This window comes from Streptomyces sp. NBC_01497 (genome assembly GCF_036250695.1).
In the GTDB taxonomy this organism is placed as follows: Bacteria; Actinomycetota; Actinomycetes; order Streptomycetales; family Streptomycetaceae; genus Streptomyces.
Map to the genome: position 1 here is coordinate 8,386,277 of NZ_CP109427.1, position 19,276 is coordinate 8,405,552.

Annotated in this window: 16 protein-coding genes and 1 pseudogene; 8 read left to right on the forward strand and 9 right to left on the reverse strand. The window is 68.2% G+C overall.

Going from position 1 to position 19,276, the window contains the following annotated elements:
• Positions 1 to 282 precede the first annotated feature (282 nt).
• Together OG310_RS35355 and OG310_RS38660 are read right to left on the reverse strand one after the other, a co-directional pair.
• Positions 283 to 678 carry a hypothetical protein gene (locus OG310_RS35355; protein ID WP_329459935.1) on the reverse strand — a complete coding sequence of 132 codons (396 nt, stop codon included), beginning with the start codon at positions 676 to 678 and terminating at the stop codon, positions 283 to 285.
• Between the two features lie 185 nt (positions 679 to 863).
• Positions 864 to 1,145, reverse strand: a complete 282-nt coding sequence (locus OG310_RS38660; protein WP_443078809.1) for a hypothetical protein — start codon at positions 1,143 to 1,145, stop codon at positions 864 to 866.
• Between the two features lie 482 nt (positions 1,146 to 1,627).
• Between OG310_RS38660 and OG310_RS35365 the strand changes: the two genes are divergently transcribed.
• The 3 genes from OG310_RS35365 to OG310_RS35375 all read left to right on the forward strand — a co-directional run bounded on the left by OG310_RS35365 (position 1,628) and on the right by OG310_RS35375 (position 5,786).
• The gene (locus OG310_RS35365) at positions 1,628 to 2,278 is read left to right on the forward strand and encodes a serine hydrolase domain-containing protein (RefSeq protein ID WP_329459936.1); all 651 of its coding nucleotides are present in this window, start codon (positions 1,628 to 1,630) and stop codon (positions 2,276 to 2,278) included.
• 235 nt (positions 2,279 to 2,513) lie between these two features.
• Positions 2,514 to 2,657 (forward strand): hypothetical protein, encoded by a 144-nt coding sequence (locus OG310_RS35370; RefSeq protein ID WP_329459937.1) that lies wholly within the window; start codon positions 2,514 to 2,516, stop codon positions 2,655 to 2,657.
• A gap of 405 nt (positions 2,658 to 3,062) precedes the next feature.
• Positions 3,063 to 5,786: a glycoside hydrolase family 97 catalytic domain-containing protein gene (locus OG310_RS35375; RefSeq protein ID WP_329459938.1), complete on the forward strand. Its 2,724-nt coding sequence runs from the start codon at positions 3,063 to 3,065 to the stop codon at positions 5,784 to 5,786.
• 441 nt (positions 5,787 to 6,227) lie between these two features.
• Here OG310_RS35375 and OG310_RS35380 read toward each other — a convergent pair whose 3' ends face one another.
• The gene (locus OG310_RS35380; RefSeq protein WP_329459939.1) at positions 6,228 to 7,061 is read right to left on the reverse strand and encodes a PIG-L family deacetylase; all 834 of its coding nucleotides are present in this window, start codon (positions 7,059 to 7,061) and stop codon (positions 6,228 to 6,230) included.
• Positions 7,062 to 8,193: 1,132 nt separating this feature from the next.
• On the opposite strand from OG310_RS35380, the gene OG310_RS35385 reads away from it, so the two are divergent.
• From OG310_RS35385 to OG310_RS35395, 3 genes and pseudogenes are all read left to right on the forward strand, one after another.
• The gene (locus OG310_RS35385; protein WP_329459940.1) at positions 8,194 to 8,769 is read left to right on the forward strand and encodes a YdeI/OmpD-associated family protein; all 576 of its coding nucleotides are present in this window, start codon (positions 8,194 to 8,196) and stop codon (positions 8,767 to 8,769) included.
• A gap of 297 nt (positions 8,770 to 9,066) precedes the next feature.
• Positions 9,067 to 9,279: a hypothetical protein gene (locus tag OG310_RS35390; RefSeq protein WP_329459941.1), complete on the forward strand. Its 213-nt coding sequence runs from the start codon at positions 9,067 to 9,069 to the stop codon at positions 9,277 to 9,279.
• A 471-nt stretch (positions 9,280 to 9,750) separates the two neighbouring features.
• Positions 9,751 to 10,326 (forward strand): annotated as a pseudogene (locus OG310_RS35395) (TMEM175 family protein); the annotation flags it as partial.
• Between the two features lie 69 nt (positions 10,327 to 10,395).
• On the opposite strand, the gene OG310_RS35400 reads toward OG310_RS35395, so the two are convergent.
• Positions 10,396 to 11,142: an SDR family oxidoreductase gene (locus tag OG310_RS35400; RefSeq protein WP_329459942.1), complete on the reverse strand. Its 747-nt coding sequence runs from the start codon at positions 11,140 to 11,142 to the stop codon at positions 10,396 to 10,398.
• Between the two features lie 1,274 nt (positions 11,143 to 12,416).
• Here OG310_RS35400 and OG310_RS35405 point away from each other — a divergent pair.
• Positions 12,417 to 12,770 carry a hypothetical protein gene (locus tag OG310_RS35405; protein ID WP_329459943.1) on the forward strand — a complete coding sequence of 118 codons (354 nt, stop codon included), beginning with the start codon at positions 12,417 to 12,419 and terminating at the stop codon, positions 12,768 to 12,770.
• Positions 12,771 to 12,777: 7 nt separating this feature from the next.
• Here the strand turns inward: OG310_RS35405 and OG310_RS35410 are convergent, their stop codons facing one another.
• The 5 genes from OG310_RS35410 to OG310_RS35430 form a co-directional block, all read right to left on the reverse strand.
• Positions 12,778 to 13,548, reverse strand: coding sequence for a transposase family protein (locus OG310_RS35410; protein WP_329459944.1), 771 nt, complete (start codon positions 13,546 to 13,548; stop codon positions 12,778 to 12,780).
• Positions 13,549 to 13,902: 354 nt separating this feature from the next.
• Positions 13,903 to 14,979 (reverse strand): CU044_5270 family protein, encoded by a 1,077-nt coding sequence (locus OG310_RS35415; RefSeq protein ID WP_329459945.1) that lies wholly within the window; start codon positions 14,977 to 14,979, stop codon positions 13,903 to 13,905.
• On the reverse strand, positions 14,976 to 15,632 hold the full coding sequence (locus tag OG310_RS35420) for an RNA polymerase sigma factor (protein WP_329459946.1): 657 nt from the start codon (positions 15,630 to 15,632) through the stop codon (positions 14,976 to 14,978). The genes OG310_RS35415 and OG310_RS35420 overlap by 4 nt, the downstream gene beginning before the upstream one ends.
• A 1,037-nt stretch (positions 15,633 to 16,669) precedes the next feature.
• On the reverse strand, positions 16,670 to 17,257 hold the full coding sequence (locus tag OG310_RS35425; protein WP_329459947.1) for a hypothetical protein: 588 nt from the start codon (positions 17,255 to 17,257) through the stop codon (positions 16,670 to 16,672).
• Positions 17,258 to 17,998: 741 nt separating this feature from the next.
• Complete coding sequence (locus OG310_RS35430; protein WP_329459948.1) at positions 17,999 to 18,496, reverse strand: peptidylprolyl isomerase; 498 nt, start codon at positions 18,494 to 18,496, stop codon at positions 17,999 to 18,001.
• 212 nt (positions 18,497 to 18,708) lie between these two features.
• On the opposite strand from OG310_RS35430, the gene OG310_RS35435 reads away from it, so the two are divergent.
• The gene (locus OG310_RS35435) at positions 18,709 to 19,041 is read left to right on the forward strand and encodes a DUF5133 domain-containing protein (protein ID WP_329460526.1); all 333 of its coding nucleotides are present in this window, start codon (positions 18,709 to 18,711) and stop codon (positions 19,039 to 19,041) included.
• The last annotated feature ends 235 nt before the right edge of the window (positions 19,042 to 19,276 follow it).

Below are 19,276 nucleotides of genomic sequence, written 5' to 3' on the forward strand. Positions count from 1 at the left end.
AGCATATGGCGTGAGATCCTCAGCGGTCACTCCGGTGTCGACGCCGGCGACCGGCGCGATGGCGAGTGCCGGCAGGGGCGAGTCGGTGCGATCGGGGCACGCAGAACCAGAGCGCCACCTTCAGCGCGCCACTCGGCACCGGTAACGTGTGGGGGAGAGCCTTCATGTGGCGTCAGATATGGCGGCTTCGGCGACGCGGTTCGACAAGGTCACATCACCGACTTGGTCACGAACGTGGTCACGAACGTACGTGTCCAGCGCGCTTACCGGCGCAGGGCGCTGTCACCAGGGCTTGCCGCAGTACCTCCTGCCGCTGTCGGTCACGAGACAGGCTCGCGCCTGATAGCCGTGGTCGGGCATCCATGTGATGCCCGTGTACATCCGGTGTGCGGAGCTGACGTCCCCCTCGTAGTCCAGGTGCCACGAGTGGTATTGGTGGCCCTTCCGGTACAGATCGACCAGACAGTGGTGTCCCCAGGACTCGCCGCGCGTGCGGACAGAGGGTTTCGCGCGGGTGCCGGTCCACTGCAGCCACGCCTCGCAGCCGTGGCCCGACGAGGACTCGGCCGTCACGACCGTGGACTTGATGTAGTGGACGGAGGCTGCCTGTGCTGGGCTGTTGCCTGCGGCGGCGATCAGGATCGCCGCCATGGCGACAACCGAGTCTTTCATCTTCATGCTTGAGGCCTCTCAAGATGCCGGCTGATCGGCACCAGGATCGCCCGGGAGGATGCAGCTTCGGTTGGTGAATACCGTCACGTGCTACCTAGTTCGAGAGCAGTTCGAGCTGTTCTTCCAAGGGCGCTCCAAGAGGGGCCGCAGCCCTGTCGAACGGGGCGGGGCGGCCCGCGGGCATCCCCCGATCACTGACGCCACACGCGTCCCCCTCGCGGCCGGCTGACCGGCGGCAACGCAACGATGTCGCCCGTCGCCTCCCGTTGCTCGAAGCAGTACCGCCCGTGCGGGACAAGCGCGGTCGGCCCCGGCGGTACGCCGAGCTGGCGCTCGGCGACGCCGACACGTACCGCCGCGTTGCCCGCGCGCTCGGTGTGAATCGGCTGATCGCCGGCCGGGGCACCGAGAACGGCTCCGTCGCGGTCGTTGTGGAGCACCAGGATCGGTAACGGATGCACGAGTTCCTGCACACCGGGTCGTTGAAGGCCGCCTTGCCCCATGAGTGGCTCCAGGGCGCCTACCTCACGGTGGATCTGTCATCCGGCAGGGGCCCTGCAGTTCTTGTGGAGGCGCCGGAAGCATCGCCCGAGCCGACACCCCCCACTGGGAGATCGACTCCTGACCCGAACGCTCATTCCGGGAAGAGTTCTCAGCGCGCAGTGCGTGCTGTCGAGGTACGGATCCTCGCTGTCGGGCACGAACTCACGAACTCCATGGGGTGGCGATGCGCGGGGACCCCTTGCCGAGCCACTGCTCGACCCCAAGGCCTCGAAGCGCTCGCGCTCTGTCTCCGTGATCCCCGCTTAACGAGCCGACGTTGGCGGTCCGGTGGCGAGCACCACCGGCGCCCGCGGAAACGGGGGTCCGGCCGGATTACCCACCCGCGACCGATCCGCACCCCTGCCGCCGGGGGCTCTCCAGCTCTCCCCACCCCGCTCCCGTCGCCATCGCGATGAGCCACGCGCCGCTCTTCACGCCGGGCGGCGGCCGTTGGGCGTACTCCAACACCAACTACCTGCTCGCCGCGATGATCGCGGAGAAGGCGAGCGGTGGCCAGAGCTGGCAGGAACCGGTCGAGCACCGCGTGATCGCTCCGCTCGGGCTGCGCCACACCTACATCCCAGGCGCTGACCCTTATCTCGTGGGCCCGCACGAGCGCGTCACCACCACCGGGCCCGACGGGAAGCTCCTCGACCTCACCGACCAGAGCTTCCAGCACACCGCTGACTCCGGTGTCGTCAGCACCCCCGCCGACCTCGACACCTTCTTCAGCGCCCTCGCCACCGGCAAGCTGCTGCCGCCCGCCCAGTGGGCCGAGATGCGCACCACCGTCCCGTACGACGACCTCCCCGTCCCGCCTGCCGGCACCCAGGGCGGCTACGGTCTCGGGCTGCGCGTGATCCCGCTGAGCTGCGGTGGTACGTACTCCATGCACGAGGGGGACGGCCTCGGCGTATACGGCCGCCCCGCTGTGTCCGCCGACGGTCGCCGCGCGGTGACCCTCGCGATCACCACCACCACGGCGCTGATCGACCAGGACAAGGTGAACCGCGGAGTGGAGGCTCTGACCGACCACGCGCTGTGCGACGAGGTGACGTCGTAGCGGCCGATCGTGTGTGGAACCCTGAGATCGCGACTCCTGTGGGAACCGCGCTGAGCAGGGACGATCGTGACGATCGGTGGTTCGTCCGCGTCGCGTGGAAGGGGTCTTGGCTGGAAGGAAAACTTCCCGACCGCTCTATGTCTGCCCGTCATGGCTCCTATGTGGACGCGGTTGCCCGAACCCTTGGAGAGACTTCCGGCCCCGTCACTTTCGTCATGGTCCGCCGGGCGCTGACGTGAACATGCCCCAGCCGGACGACGTCGACCGGCAGAAGAACGTCGAAGATCGCGTCGTCACGGACGCCGGACGCACCATCGGCCGGGCGCCGGCCGACCTGGTCAACTGCCTCAACCCCGCGACGATCGGCCTCGGCGGGTGAACTCGACACCCCCGGAGCGCCCTTGGTGGCCGGCGTCCTTGAGTCCGTCGCTATGCCCAGCCGGCCAGTGCTCAGGCCGTCAGTGTCCGCGGTGGCCTGCTCTGCCAACGCGCCGAGCCGCTGGGCGCGTTGGTCACGGCAGCGGCCCTGTGACCGGTGGGCCGCTGACCGCCGACGCCGGAGCCGGCGTGGTCCGCAGGCGGGATCCACCGCGCGGCGCGGGCGGCTACCAGCCACAGCGAACTCGGCCCAAGTGCTTGACGTGTGTGTGGGAGTCCGGTGACATGTGGGGGAGTTACTTGGAAAAAAGTTCGTTAATGTTCGCCTGGCGACTATCGAGCCCACGACGGAGGCCGATCAGGTTCGGCTCCTTCCTCGTTCGGTAGTCCGAAGCAAAGGACATGCATGCGACCAAGGCGTGAAAAACTCCGGCACGTGGTGATCGGCGTGGCCCTGTCGGCGCTTCTGGGCAGCGGGCTGACCGTGGCGGCTGCCGTGCCGTCCACCGCCGCACAGCACTCCTCCGACACGTGGACAGTGAATGACCCCGGCCGCTCGACGCTGAGCGCACAGCTCGATTTGGATTCCGCGGGTGAGCTGCACCTCGCGGTGGACCGCGGCGGCGTGCCGGTCCTGCTGCCGGGCCGGCTCGGACTCCGCACCACGCAGTACGACCTGACGACGGGTCTGCGACTGGTGAAGCGTCAGGATCACACGGTCCACGAGTCCTACCGAATGACCACGGGTAAGCAGCTCCAGCGTTCGGCCACCATGAAAGAGGCGACCTTCACGTTCCGCACCTCGGACGGCGCCCAACTGGGCGTCGCGGTGCGGGTGTCCGACGACGGCGTCGCTTACAGATATCTGCTGGACGGCAAAGCTCCGGTGACCGTGACGGGCGAGGCCTCGACGTTCGAGCTGCCGACCCAGGCCAAGGCCTGGGTCCAGCCGTACTCGCCGAGCTACGAGACGGAGCGGACCGAGACCACCGCGGGCGCGGCCAACGCCGCCCAGCCCAGTACGTGCACCGGCGACACCTGTTCGTTCGGCTACCCGACACTCTTCGAGGCCGGGAGCACGTATGTTCTGCTGACGGAGGCGGACGTCGACGGCCGGTACTCCGGGAGCCACCTCGACCATACCGACGGCAGCGGCGCGTACTCCGTCGCACTGGCGTCGGACGCGCCCGTCACCTCGGACGGGCCGCTGGCGACGCCGTGGCGCACCGCGATCGTGGGCACTTTGGACACCGTGGTCGGCTCGACCCTCGTGGACGACCTCGCGCCGCCGTCGAAGCTCAAGGACACCTCGTGGATACGGCCGGGCGTGGACGACTGGTCCTGGCTGAGCAACGGGTCCAGCCCCGGGGACTTCGACCGGCAGAAGGACTTCGTCGACTACGCGGCCGAACACGGACTGCAGTACACGCTCGTGGACGCCGGATGGCAGGCGAGCTGGGTCCCGGAGCTGGTCCGCTACGCGCGGGCCAAGGGCGTCGACGTGATCCTGTGGTTCGCCTGGACCGACCTGAAGACCCAGCAGCAGCGCGACACCTGGTTCCCGAAGCTCAAGGCGTGGGGCGTCGCGGGGGTCAAGGTCGACTACATGGACTCCGACTCGCAGTCCACCTTCCAGTGGTACGACGCGATCCTGCACGACACGGCCAAGGCCAAGCTGATGATCGACTTCCACGGCGCGACCATTCCCCGCGGCCTGCAGCGCACCTGGCCGCAGGTGATGAGCGTCGAGGCGGTCCGCGGTGAGGAGAACGGGCAGAACCCGACCCGCGACATCTTCCTCGCCTTCACCCGCAACATCGTCGGCTCGATGGACTACACCCCGACGTGGTTCTCCCGCCCGAACCGGCAGGACTCCCTGGCGCACGAACTGGCGCTGCCCGTGGTCTACGAGTCGGGCTGGACGTCGCTGGGCGACAACCCGGAGGGTTTCGCGGCCCAACCGGTTGCCGAGCGTTACCTCGAACAGCTCCCCACCACCTGGGACGAGACGCACCTGGTCTCCGGCGGGCCCGGTGCCCAACCGGCCGGTGACCGGCAGGCCGTCATCGCCCGCCGCAACGGCGATCGCTGGTTTGTCGGCGGGATCCTCGCCGGCGTGAGCGACACGATGAAGGCGCCGCTCGGCTTCCTCGGCAAGGGCAAGTGGCTGGTGGAGACGGTCGGCGACAGCAACGGCCAACTGCAGCGCACGATAAGGACGGTGACCGCCAAGGACACCCTCACGGTCCCGGCAGCCGCCAACGGCGGGTTCGCCGCCCTGGCCTGCCCCGCCACCAAGGGCCGCACCGACTGCGAGAACCCGGTGATCACCGCGCCGGCCACCTCCCTGACCCTGGACCCCTCGACCACGACCGCGGGCCCCGGCGTGAAGGTCGGGATCGACGCGACCTTCGAGCTTCCGCAGGGAACGGCCCTGCACCAGGTGCGGATGACGGTGGACAGCGACCGCCTCCCCGCCGGCTGGAGCGCCAGTGGCCCGGAGGTGAGGACCGGCTCGCTCCGCGCGGGCCAGGCGCTCGACGGCCACTGGACGGTGACGGTCGGCAAGGACCAACCCGGCGGTGAGGTCGACGTACCCGTGGTCGCCACCTACGCCAACCCCGCCGGCGGGAAGGCCCCGCCCCTCCACGTGGAGGAGGTCGTGCAGGTCTCCATCCCGCTGCACGGCACGGTCTACGCCAGTGACCAGCCCTTCGTCACCGAGACCAACGGCTACGGACCGGTCGAACGCGACCAGTCCAACGGAGAGGCCGGCGGGCAGGACGGACACCCCCTGACCATCGGCGGCACGATGTACCCGAAGGGCCTGGGCATGAACGCGCCCGGCCAGGTACAGATCGACCTCCAGGGGCGCTGCACCAGCTTCGAGGCCCACGTCGGCGTCGACGACGAGACGGGCGGGCAGGGCAGTGTGACATTCACCGTGCTCGGCGACGACGGCAAGCAGTTCGCGGCCACCGACGTGGTCCACGGCGGTCAGAGCGCGGTCGACCTGACTGCCGACGTCACCGGCGTGCACACCCTGAGCCTGTCCGTAGGCGACGGAGGCGACGGCAAGAACTACGACCACGCGGACTGGGGACTGGCCCGGCTCACCTGCGTGAACTGACATCCGCGGTACCACACCCAGCAGGCATTCGGCCCGCTGCTCTGTCACCTGTACGAGGTGACGGGGCAGCGGTCGGGCGGTGGCTCAGGTCAACGAGCCGTCCAGCGAACAGCGACGTCATACAGTTCGGTCTCCAAGCGCCGGTAGCCCGCGCGTACGCAATCCCGCAGGTCCCGTGCTCCGCCAGGCCAGTCCGCTCCACCGAGACCGACCTGCGGACTGGACCTTTCGAGTCAGCAGCCCGCAGGTCTCCCACCCGTGCTGTGGTGTGTGGACGAGCGCGCTATCGGGTCGGGAGCGGGCACGCTTCGCCACTGCCGGCGAGGGCCTGGAAGGGACTGTTGGAGCGGAACTCCCGTGGGCATGTCTTAGGGGCGGGTGGTCCACTTGATCGCACTGCGCCACCCACGACGTTTCCCGGGCCCCGGTCGGACGGACAGATCAGCGCAGTCCGGCGAAGAGATCGTTCTCGGGCAGGGCCCCTCCGGTGGCGTCCTTGACCCGTACGAAGGTCTCCACGCCCATCAGCTCGCCGAACATCTCCTTGCCCATCTTGAGGAAGAGGATGTTCTCGCCCTGACTGGCGTGCGCGGCCAGCGCGTCGAATTTCTGACCGCTGAATGCGGTGGTGTCCACCCAGGTGGTGATCTCGTCGTCGGGGAGGCCGATCTCGGCCATCGCGGCGGCCTCGGCAGGATCCGGCTCCGGCATGTCCTCCTGAAGCTCGCGCACCGTCTCCCCGAACCGTTGCATCGCCGAGCGGGGCATCGTCGTCCAGTACACCTTCGGTGTCAGCGCGGTCATCTCCAGGGCCGCCATCGTGATGCGGTGGGCCTGGATGTGGTCGGGGTGGCCGTAGAAGCCGTTCTCGTCGTAGGTGACGACCACATCGGGCCGGTAGTGCTCCATGAGTTCCGCGAGCCGGGCGGCGCCTACCGCCACGGGGGTCTGCCAGAAGGACCCGGGGGCGTCGTTGCTCGGCCATCCCGCCATCCCCGAGTCGGCATAGTCCAGCATCTCCAGATCGCTGACCTTCAGGACGTCACAGCTCGCCTCCAGCTCGTGACGGCGCAACAAGGCGACGGCCGCCGGGTCGTGCCCTGGCTCGCCCGGCTTGACACCCCCCGGTCCGTCACCGCAACCGCCGTCGGTACACGTCACGAGGACCGTGCGGATGCCTTCCGCCGCGTACCGCGCGAGGACCCCTCCGGTTCCGGTGGCCTCGTCGTCGGGGTGGGCGTGTACTGCCATGAGCGTCAAGGGCCGGTCATTCATCAAAAAGTTCTCCTGCAGGAATACGTCGTGGTCTTACGTGCATGGTGGGCGTACCGCGATCCTGGGGTCCGGAGCCTGGTGGGACTGACGACCCTGCGGTATCCGAGCGCGCCGCGGATCGCTCGGTCGATGCAACCGTGCCGGCCGGACCCCTGTTCCCGACGCGCCCGCTTGCCCTGCCATGCGTCGGCGTTTCAACGCGAAGGAGGCACGGGCACGACCCGCGCGTCTCAGCGCCACGGATCCGACCATCCGGCATCAGCCGTGAGAGTAGCTCCTGCACGCGTGCGAGGCACCGGTTGCGACGTGTCACCGACATGCCGCGTCGGGCGGGCGCGGGGACCGTGGGCGACGAGTGGCACGGACGGTGATGAGGGCGAGGCCGAGAGCCTTGAGCTTCGTGTTCGGCGGACCGGCCAGCAGCGGTCCGTCGGTACACCGCGCTCGGTGTACCGAGTAGCGCAGGCGCCTCGGTTCAGCGCTGGATCGGCGGAGCGAGTTCGGCCAGCACCTCGTTGAGGGGGCCCTCGCGTCGTCCGTTCTTGGGCTCCCTCGTGGACACGGGAACGACCGCGCGCCGATCCTGATCGGCCGGGCGCCCTGGAGTACTGCCGGCGCCTCGTCTGCCTGGGCCTGACTGCGCAGCCGGATCTCTACGCCGACCTACGCTGCGGCCGAGGCCGAGGCCGAGGCCGCGACTGCACCGGCCCGGTCTGCACTGACCGGGTCCGGATCGCCGCAGTCCACCAGGCGATCCGGACGGGAGTCTTCAAGGTTGAGGGGTGCAGAGGTGTCCGCGGGCTCGGCGGGTGGTGACGCAGCGTGTCCGGGCCTGCATGCGCAAGGCGTCCACTATGTTCGGCCAGGAGAGGTGCAGGTCGCAGGCTGCCCGGAGGACGGTGGATCCCGCGCCGCGCGGCCGGCGCCCGGCGGGAGTGCGCGGCCGGGCGGTGAGCCGGGTGCTGGCCTGTATGTGGGGGGATCTGCTCGGTGAACGACCGGCGCGGGCAGCAGCCAGCCGCTCGACCCGCGCGACGGACACCCCGTCGAGGCCGAGGGGCAACGTCAAATCGTCGAGCAAGCCCGGGGCCGTGCCCGTGTCATGGCCGGCCGGGTGTGGTTCGCTGCCGGGATGACTCAGGACTTGGAGATCCTCACATTCGAATCCGCCGAGGCATTCGAGGCATGGCTCGGCGAGAACCACGCCGTCTCGCCCGGCGTCTGGCTCAAGCTACGCAAGAAGGGCCCCGGAATCGTCGCGCTGGACTACGCCCAGGCACTCGACGTGGCACTCTGCTTCGGCTGGATCGACGGCCAGAAGGCCAAGTTCGATGACCACTGGTGGCTCCAGCGGTTCACCCCGCGCAGGCCGAGCAGCAGGTGGTCCAAGGTCAACAGGGACAAGGTGGCCGCCCTGATCGAGCAGAGCCGGCTGCATCCGCCGGGGCAGGCCGAGGTCGACCGCGCTCAGGCGGACGGCCGCTGGGAGGCGGCCTACGACGGCGCGAAGACCTCAGCAGTGCCGGAGGACCTCATGGCGGCGCTGACCGACGCCCCGGCCGCGGCGGCGTTCTTCGAGACGCTGGACCGGCAGAACCGCTTCGCCATCCTGTACCGGATCCAGGACGCCAAGAAGGCCGAGACCCGGGCGCGCCGGATCGAGAAGTACGTAGCGATGCTGGCGAAGGGTGAGAAGCTGCACCCGTAGTCGTGGAGAGAACCCGTGGTGTGATGCCCGGGGCTCCCGGCGCGCCCGCGGCCCCGGCAGGAGCCACCCCCTCGCTGATCGTGACGGGTCATCAGAGGCACTGAGCAGGGCGCCCCGCTGAAGATGAAGCCCCCTGACCGGCCCAAGGGCCAAGGCGGGGACCATTGCTGTCCTGCGGTGTCGGCCTCGACCACCTGCCACATCGTCAGTCAGGGGGGTGGCCTGCTCCATGCTGACCGGGCTGCTGCCGGAAACCGGTGTGAACGCGGAAACCCCGAGGATCAACGGGTAGGCGACATGCCTGTTCTGACCCTTCTGCTGGGCGGTTGTTCGAGCGGCCAGTGGATCCACGGTCTGCTCGAACTCGATCAGCTGCACTCGGGCCACTTCCTGGACGCCGTCGGCGGTCCGGTCGTATCCGCCGCAGTGGCCCTCGGCGGCCGGCGGCAGTTGGCCGAGGTCATGTCGGGTCTCGGGATTGGCTGCTGGTTCCCCTACTCGGCTCGATGAGCCTCTTACGCTGCTGAGCCGTTGATGCTGCTGACCGTAGGGATCCAGGTGGCTCCGGCAGTCGTCCTTGGCGTCGCCGTCGGTTGTCTCCCTTGGCGTGGACTACTTCCTGGGTTGATCGAGAGCCCCGCACGACAACCACCCTCTCACCGCATGAGAACGCAGCCTGCCCCGGGAATGTCCCCGTCCCCATGGCTCAGGTCAGGCAGTATGTGCTGCCGGCACGTCGACGAGGGACCGATGTTGGTGTCTTTGACCGTGCGACGCACTCCGCACACCATCGTGTTATCAGCACGAGAAGCAAAGCTTGCTTCACGGTCATCAGAAGACTCCACTGCTCCCGTCCCGAGCCGCCCGCACACGCCTCACCGAAAGGAGCCTCATGGCCACCGACCCCTCTGCGTCGAAAGGTCGGGCGCTCGCCGTACCTTCCAGGCAACCGACGCCGGGCGGGTGTAGGCGTTCAGTGATGGGGTCTTCGCCGTGGCCATCACTTTTCTCGCCCTGGGCTTGGTGACGCCGAAGCACGAAAGCAGTGAACTGTCGCACGCGCTGCTGCACCAATGGCCAGTATATATTGGTTACTTCACATCATTCGCCTAGATCGGCGTCATTTGGCTCAATCACCATCAGGCGTTCACCCGAATTCGCATCATGGACCGGGAACTGCACGTGGCCAACCTATCCTTGCTCTTCACTACGGCCGCACTGCCTTTTCCGACGGGCGTACTCGCCGAAGCGCTACAAGAAAAGTTCAACAGTAACGACGTGCGCACCGCCGTCATCCTCTACGCGATCATCGCCGCCGCGATGTGCGCCAGTTGGGGATGGATCTACTTTCACCTCGCCCGCCACCCCGGCCTGCTCGACGCCACCACTGCTCCCCGTTTCGTCCCCGAGGGCCTCGCCCACTCCATCGTCGGGGTCATTGTCTACCTCCTCGGGGGCGGACTCGGCTGGGCCATCAACCCCGGCATCGCCTTGGTGGCGTTTGTCCTTCTGCCGCCCTTCTACTTTCACGGCAGTGGAAGGAGCGCCCGCCAGTAGGAGGCCCGCCTGGCGGCTCCTCGCCTTCATCGTGGGGCCGGCCAGTCCAAGTCCCTGGCAAGGCGCCTCTCATATGGCTCCGCCGTTGATGTAGATCACCTGGCCGTTGATCCAACGGCCGGGGCCGGCGAGGAAGGCGATGGCGCCTGAGACATCGTCGGGTTCGCCGAGGCGGCCCAGAGGTGGTTCGGCGGAGATGCGCTGAATGACCTCGTCGGTTTTCCCCTCGAAGAAGAGCGGTGTGGCGATGGGCCCGGGAGCCACCACGTTCACGGTGATGTCCCGCCCGCGCAATTCGCGCGCCAGGATCAGGGCCATCGCCTCGACGGCCCCCTTGGTTGCCGCGTACGCGCTGTAACCGGGCCGGCTGAATTTGGTGATCGAGCTGGAGAAGTTGATGATCGCCCCGCCGGCACGGAGTCGCCGCGCGGCTTGCTGGTTCACCACGTAGGTGCCGCGGAGGTTGACGCGGAGCAGCCGGTCGAACGCGTCGAGGTCGAAGTCGACCATCGGGCCGACCGGCATGATCCCGGCCGCGTTCACTACGACATCGACTCCGCCGAACTCCGCCTCGACCTGGTCGAACATGGCGGACACCGCGGTCTCATCCGAGACATCCGCACGCTTTGCCACAGCAACGCCACCGTCCTTGACGATGCTCTCGACCGTGTCGGTGGCCTGGGCCTCGTTCCCGGCGTAGTTCACCACAACCTGGTAGCCGTTCCTGGCGAGATAGGCCGCCGTTTCCCGGCCCATGCCTCGCGTACCACCGGTAACGATGACCACACGGTCCGCACTCTGTCCTGCGTCACTCATCAGGTGCTTTCCTCTCATTCCTGTTCGCCGTTTTGGCACACGACCCCCGTGCATGGAGCGGCCATGAATATCTGGTGCCGGAGGTCAGTCGCGTATTACGTCTCAGAACCGCTCTGACAGGGGCCTTTGATCACTGCGGTATGTGTGGCACTGACGCTCCAACGGGAATCCTTCGAGCGGACACCCGCACGTTCAGGGTGACGGCATTGCACCGGCGCTCGGTGGCCCGCATGCTCAATCGCCGCCCGAGCGGGCGGCGTGGCCTTCCTGCCATTTTCTGTCATTTTATGTGGCAGGTATGACGTCCGCATGTTCGTCACCCCTCAGGCCCGGTTCCGCTCGGCCGGCGGGAGCGGATCCCGGACGGCAGGCACCCGATCGTCCCCCCGCCTCGCAGGCAGAAGCGGCGCTGCTCCGAGCGGCCACCGGAGAGATCTGCGGTGCGCATCGCCTTGAGTCGGGCCGCGTCGCCTCGGGGATGCTCGAAAGTGATCGACCCAGCAGCCCCGGCTGCGTCGATCACGGTCCACGTTCCGGCCGGCCATCTCAGGCCGCCGCGCCGGCGAGGGCAGCCGCCGTGGCCCTGCTGATCACTCCCGGCCGGCGTGGCGACAGTCGCCGGCCTGTCCCGGTCCGGCAGGCATCCTCGGTCCTGGAGCCACCTGCGGACGCCGATCCTCGGAGGGGTACGGGGCGCGCGGTATACCACCTCCGCGTGTGGCGGTTCCACGACCGCTGTGGGCTCGCTGTACATCAACGGCATCCCGCAAACGGCATCCCGCACCGCACCACCGCCGAAGAGATCTCGCCTGAGCATGGTGCCGGGTCTTGCCGACGCCGCGCGGACAGGTGAGCCCACCCGTCGTAACCAAGGTGCGCCGACCTCCTCATCGCCGTGCTGATGTGTGTGTCGGAGTTTCCGTGGCAGGTGCAAGATAGTAATAAAGCTTGACAGTCAAATATAGTTACCATGTACGCGTACCGGTGTCGGCGCCACGGCTTGCCGGCTGCCGGACCACTCGCGTTGTCCGGAGCCCGGCTCTACTGGCTTCTTCATCGCCGGGCCGATCGCGTGCTCCGCTTTGCCGGGCGCGGCGTGCGCGAGACAGCGGAGCTGTGGCAAGGCGTGCTCCAGGACTTCCCACGGTGACGGTGAACACCAGGCGGGATGTCGGAACAATCAACGTCGCCATCGAATAAAGCGGACGCTTCGACAGCAAATATCACACTTCTATCGTGAGTAGCAATGCAGGCGAACCGATGGAAAGTAAGAAATGACTGACAAGAAGGTTATTGCCGTCCTCGGAGCTACCGGCAATCAGGGAGGCGGACTGGTCCGGGCTGTCCTCGACGATCCCCGCGGCGCCCTTCGCCGTACGGGCCATCACGCGCAACGCGGATTCCGAGCGGGCTCGGGCACTCCGGACAACTTCGCCAAGGCCCTGAATGAACCCGTGCTCTATCGCCCGATGAGCATTGAGCAGTTCCGCGCACAGGGACTACCCACCAGCAACGAATTCGCCAACGTGTTCCGCTACTACCAAGACGCTGAGACCGCGTTCGTCGGTGACAGGGAGCTGAACCGCGTCCGCCGCCTCAAACCGCGCCTGCAGTCCTTCGAACAGTGAGGCTTTTTCAACCTGCGGTTGAGCTGGCGTGATGCAGGGTGAGTACGGCCTGGACGAGGCCGGTGATGCGGGTGGTCGAGCAGCGAAGTTTGCGGAGTAGTCGCCAGGACTTGAGGGTGGCCATGGCTTGCTCGACGAGGGCTCGGATCTTGGCCTGAGATCGGTTCACGGCCTGCTGACCGGCGGAGTGAGCCTCCCATCGGCCGCGGAAGGGGACCCGGATCGTGCCGCCGGCGCCGTGGTAGTCCTTGTCCGCCCAGCAGGGGGGGTGGGCCTGGGCAAGAGCATCGATGATGCCGTGTTCCCGGGCTGCGCGAACGTCGTGGACGGCCCCAGGCAGTGCCGGCGAGGCCCACAGCAGCCGGCCGAACGGGTCGGCGATGACCTGCACGTTCATGCCGTGTCTCTTGTGCTTGCCGGAGTAGTAGGGCCGGTCGGCAGCGATCCGGTCGATGGGCAGGAGAGTCCCGTCGAGCAGGACGTAAGCCTTCGTCGATGCGGCTTGGACAGCCTCGTCGAGGGTCGGTGCGAGGGCGGCCAGGAGGTCGACGGCCTCGCTGATGTAGCGGTAGACCGTGCTCGTCCCCATCTCGAAACCCGCTGCGAGCTGGGCGTACGTAGGCCCGTTGCGCAGATGCGCCAACACCAGCAGAGCTTGACGGCCGACCGATAGCCGGCGCCAGCGGCTTCCGATCCGGCGACGGTGTTCGCGCAGACGAGTGGCGAGGTACGTCAAGGACCGACTGGACACGTCCAGCCCGCACCGGTAGACAAGCACGTGAAGCCTCTGGTGGGTATCGGGTGATCTTGGTCGTGAACCCGTCTACCAGAGGCTTCACTCATGTGTCGAACCAACTGAGCCGCTACCGGGCGCAAGTTGGCAAAGGCTCAGTGGCTCGGGCTCCACCTGGGCTTCTTCACCCGCCTGTGAGGTGCCCCGACGACTCACTGCCCCCGTTACGCAGCGAACCGTTGCGTAACGGGGCGTCGTCAGTGAGCGTGGTCCTCGGCCGTCATCTGACGTCCATGTTCATGGCCCCAACCACCGGGCCGAATGGACGTCAGCCACGGCATCGACGGTTCCCCATGGGGCCCGGTGCCGCGGCCCTGACGGTGACCCAGATGTGCGGCCTCAGTCCAGGTAGATGTCGTACTGCTCGACGTCACCGGGCTTGAGCTGCATCTTCGGGTCGGTCTTGACGCTGGAGAGCTCCGTGCCCAGGGCGCGTCCGGTGTGCTCGTCGAGGATGATCGTCCACCGCACCGTTCCCCTGAAGTCCACGCCGTACGCCTGGCCCTGGCGCCCCGCGCGGTCCTTGACCGGACCGAGGTCACGCAGGCCGGACTGCTCGGCGAGCAGGCCGTCGATCGCGGCCGTCTGGGCAGGGCCGGGCGTCCACTCACGCAGCATGGACTCCAGGGAATCGATCGTCCAGTACGCGCTGCCGCGGGTGTCCGGGTTCTTCTCCGCCAGGTAGTCGGCGAGGCCGCGGACGGTGCTCGGCGGCGTGCTCCGGAAGTAGGCGGACTTCTCCCATGAACCCGCCGGCTTGTGCGTACGGCGGATGACCCGGCCGTCCTTGAAGTCCTCCACCTCGCCGCTGCCGTCGGCGTTCCAGCGGTCACGGGACTCGTCCACCGGTACCACCTCCGGCTTGTGCTTGCCGTCGTCCCACATCCCCAGTGCCCACTCCCGGAGGTGGGTCCCGCGGTGTGCGGCGCCGGGGGAGCCGGCCAGGGCGGCAGCCCGCTTCGCGACGGTGGAGAGCGGCACGGTGGCCCGGGAGCTCTCCACCTTGAGCGGGGCGGGCGCGGCGACGGCCGTCTGACCGCTGCTCCCAGTGACGGCGAACCCCGCCACGATCGCCGCGACGACAGCGGCTGCCGCCCCGAGGGACATCGACCGGCCGGGCGTCAGCCGGCCGAAGGGCGAGGGGCGGCGCGCGGCGGGGCGGGACGTGGCGGACTTCGCGACCTCGGACGTGGCATCCGTGTCGTTGATCTCGTTCAGCAGGTGTGCTTCGAGCTCCGCGTGACGGGTGGACGAAAGCCGGGGGACGACGGGCGGCGGGGCCATCTCACGCAGCGTGGCGAGCTCGGTGCGGTCGCGGGCCTCCTGCCACTGCTGGTTCCCATTCTCGATTGCGGGGCCCGCCGGACGGGGGGACGGGGTGGCAGTGTCAGAGCGGCTCCGGAACAGGGCGTTCATGCGAGGTTCTCCTCGGTGAGTCGAGTCGGAATGCTGTCTCCGCGCTGTATCTGTCCGCTGTCTCCACGGAGTTCCCGGCCGCGTGCGCTGTGTGTGTCGTCGCGCCGGGTGGCTGTGTGCCCTACGGAGTCACGCAGCTTGGCGCGGGCGCGGGACAGCCGGGAGCGCACAGTGCCGACGGGTATGCCCAGGGCCTCGGCGGCGGAGGCGTAGTCCAGCCCGCCCCAGACGCACAGGGTGAACACCTCGCGCTCGGTGCGCCGCAGCCCCTCCAGCGCGGCTGTGGCCGCCGCCAGCTTCTCGGCGTCGGCCAGCCGTCCGGTCACCTCGTCGGCGAAGTCCGGGACGGTGTCGGCGCGTGGCATCCGAGCGAGGGCTCTCTGGTGCCGCCGGACGGAACGGGACGTGTTGCGCAGGACGTTGGTGGCGATGCCCAGCAGCCACGGCCGCAGACTGCCGGTCTCCTCCGGGCGCAGCCGCTCACGCGAGCGCCACGCCTCCAGGTAGGTCAGGGAGACGACGTCCTCGGCCGTGGCCCAGTTCCCTGTGGACCACAGGGCATGGCGGTACACGGCGTCCGCGTGCTCCCGGAACGCCTCGGCGAGCGCGGTCGGGTCACCTTCACGGAGACGGGCGTGGGTTGATTGAGTCACGTGGATTACTGTCCGACCGGTCTGGCGGGTTCCTGTGACGTGTGTCATGGACCGTGGGTGCCAGGCGCGCTGAAGCGGGGCTCGAACGGAACAGGACGGAGGGAGAGGAAGCCGGCGCCTGACATTACCTGAACGACGTGCCATGGGCGGGCTTGGCTTCTGACCTCGCCTGACGGCGGGGTAGCGCTTGGTGGTGGACCGTCTCGCGAACTTCCTGGCCTGTGATCACGGGGCTCGGTGGAGACGTCACCCGGTGCTTCCTTCCGCGGGTCGCGTTGCTCGCGGGCCCCGGCCGCATGCTGGTGGGCGCGACGGATCGCGGAGTCGATGCCCAAATCCCACGTGATCACACTCTTCGCACGGGCCAGGAGCTGGAGCCGGGCGAGGACCGGATGCCGGGTGCCGTTCCGCTGCCATCGGCGGAACAGGTCGCAGACCCGGTCCTACGGCCCGTACCAGTCAGGACCGCTGACGACCGACCGATCGCCCTCTGCGCGCGCCGGGCGTCACCACCAGGCCGGACGAGGACCGCAGGCGCTCAACGAGCGCACCCGCGCTCCCGCGATTTGCCGCAACTCCGCAGGAACCCATAGGCCGCGAACGGCACGGCGGGCTCATTTCGGCAGATCGACCTGCGTGGCGACAGGAGCGCCGGACGGTCGCACGCTGTCGGGCGTAGTGATCCCAACGGCTACGGGCGCCGGAGCGTCCAACGCCTCGCGGAGAACGTCGCCGTGCCGGGGGTGGCGGGGGGACGGGGCAGCGTGGAAACCGCGCCGGAGTACGGCCTCGGCCACTCGGGTCGAGGGCGCCCTCTGGGCGGCGCTGCTGGTGTCGGATGCCGTTGCTGCGCTGCGGCAGGCCGCCGGGTCTTCCGAAGCTAAGGGCTGTCCCGTAACTGCTGTGAGTGCCTTGTGGGCGTCCAGTTCGCCCCAATTGGTGAGGGCCTCAGCGGAGCTGTAGATCCGGACGGACCCGGACAGGCTGATCCGGTAGCGGCACTCTCGCCAGCCTTGTGCTGAGTTACGGGACAACCCTTAGCCTCGTAGCCGAGCCTCCATCGTCACCGCCAGAGCGAAAAGCAACTGCCTGTCGACGGCGTCCTCGTGCACCGTCAGGCGGTACCAGTCGTCGAACACCTTGGGCTTGTCGATGCTGAAGACGGGCTCGCCGTCCCGCGTGAAGTCGAAGTGGTATTTCACCAAGGCACCGGCGATCTCTCCGACCGTGTCGAAAAGCATCAGCAGCCGCCGGCCCCGCGCAGTCGCGATGCTGCGTTCGGTACCGGTGAGCCTGCCGAAGCCGGGCTGCTCGAACTCCCAGGTCGTGCGGTCGAGCGACTTCTTCGGCAGCACCCCGAACGAGCCGAGCACATGGCCCTCGCGGTCGAATGCCTCGTAGCCGGTGAGGGCGGCGAGCCAGCCTTTCGAGCTCTCCCGGATGCTCACCAGCTTCTCGCCGCGCTGCTCGTCAGCATAAATGTCCAGCTTCTCGGACATCTTCAGCTGCTTCTCGGCGTAGCCGAGTGACGTACCCGGTTTCCCGTTCCCGTCGTCGGCGCAGATCCGGTACTTGCGCTTGAGACCGAGCGAGGTCTTGCGTACGTGGTAGGTCGAGGTCGGCACGCTGCACAGAGTATTCGGCCTCGTTGCGACACTGACGCCGACGGGCGGCCTTCCGTTGCTTCGGCCCGTGTGACGCGGATCGCTCGAAGGGCTGTGACGCCGGAGCTTCGCGGATAGGGCCCAGGCCTTCTCGTGCTCGGCCAGGCGGTGGCGAGCGGTCTCCTTGACGAGCTCAGTCCGGGGTGGTCGCGCCTTGACCCTGCCCCCTCCAGGCCGGTCTCCGTTCCCAGCACCGGGTCCTTCGGTTGCCCTGCTTCCGTTGCGGGTGGCGGACAGCCGTCGGTCGGCAGACGGCACGTCGGCTGGTCCGTGCGGCGGCTGTGCGTCCTCGATCACGGAGAATGCGCGGTCGCCTCGGGCGGGGGCCCGATCCCGCCGGCCGGAGGCGGCCCTGGGTCCGCCTGGCACGTGCCGCAGGGCGGCCGACTGCTCGGGGGTCTGTCCTTGCGGCGGCTCGGCCTGAGGACGCCTTCCAGGCGCGGGCACATGCAGGCGTCGGTGGTGCGAGCGTGCTCGGCATGCTCGCACCACCATGGACATCTTCCCGGCCCGTGTCTCCTGGGCGGGGCCAGAGGACGGTGGCGCGCCGGGTGCGGAGCGCCACGAAGGTCGGGTGCCGTGTCGTGCCGGTCACGACCTGGGACAGCGGGTCCGCGTCCGTCGCCGTGTACACCGCGTGCACATCAGTTGGGCAGCGTGGTGTCCACCTCGTGCTGCACCCTCCTGCGGTGCTTCGGGGATTTAGACCGCGCCGCTCTCGGCGATGGTGATCTTGGCCTTGGTGGCGCCGTTGCCCGAGCCCAGGGACTCGATCCTCTTGACGAGGTCAAGACCGTCCTGGTCGGCGACCTCGCCGAAGACCACGTGCTTGCCGTCCAACCACGAGGTCACGACAGTGGTGATGAAGAACTGGGAGCCGTTGGAGTTCGGCCCGGAGTTGGCCATCGACAGCAGGCCGGGTCGGTCGTGCTTGAGAGTGAAGTTCTCGTCTGGGAACTTTTCACCGTAGATGCTCTTCCCACCGGTGCCGTTCCCACGGGTGAAGTCGCCGCCTTGCAGCATGAACTCGGGGATGACCCGGTGGAACGAGGAGCCGGCGAAGCCGTAGCCCTTCTCGCCGGTGGACAGTGCGCGGAAGTTCTCCGCGGTCTTGGGGACCACGTCGTCGAAGAGGTTGAAGTTGATGCGCCCTGCGGGCACGTCGTCGATGGTGATGTCGAAGTACACCTTGATCGTCATCCCGCCATCCTTCCATCGCTCGCTGGTGCGAGTGCGCCGCCCCCGCCGTACGGGTCCGAACGGCACGGTGGATCCCGTGCGATCCATGATCCTCGCCGGGGCACGGGGCACGGGGCACGGGGCACGGGGCACGGGGCACCTCGTGCCGGCCGCCGACTCACCGCGATGGTCAAGCCGGACCCGCGCCTCCACTCTCACCATGCCACCAAGCGCTGGCGCCACCCGCACAGGACCGCCCAGCCCCGGCTGGGCGCCGGCCGGGGCGGTCTGTTCCGGCCCGCGCCTGGCACCACCACCCGCGTAAGCTACCGCGGCACAGGGCCAGGCACCCGCGACGCGCCCCGCGCCAGCGGGTCGCCGTTGCTGTCCGTGTCCCCGGCGCCACGCGGACGGGGAACACCGAGTCCCGGCAGCGCCTCGAAGACCACACCGACACGCTGTGCGTGTCCACCGGCACTCGCGACGTGATGAACGTCGCACTGCAAGTCGCCCGGCAACGCTTCGCCGAAGGCCGAGCCACCACCCGCAACGCTGTCGCTGCCTGATCCTGTCGGGAGGGCGGTATTATTTCCGGGTTTCAGGTGTGGATTCGGGCCGTTGAGGGCGGCCCGTTCTATGTGGGGGGAATGGCGTTGGGCCCGGTGACGCGGAATATTTTCGTGGAGTACAGCCAGTACTACATTCACGGTGGCCAGTATGACGCCGGGAACTGGTCCTTCAGGGACTTCAATGGCCTTGTAGGGGTCTTGGACGCCGATGGGTATCCCGCAGACCCGGGCG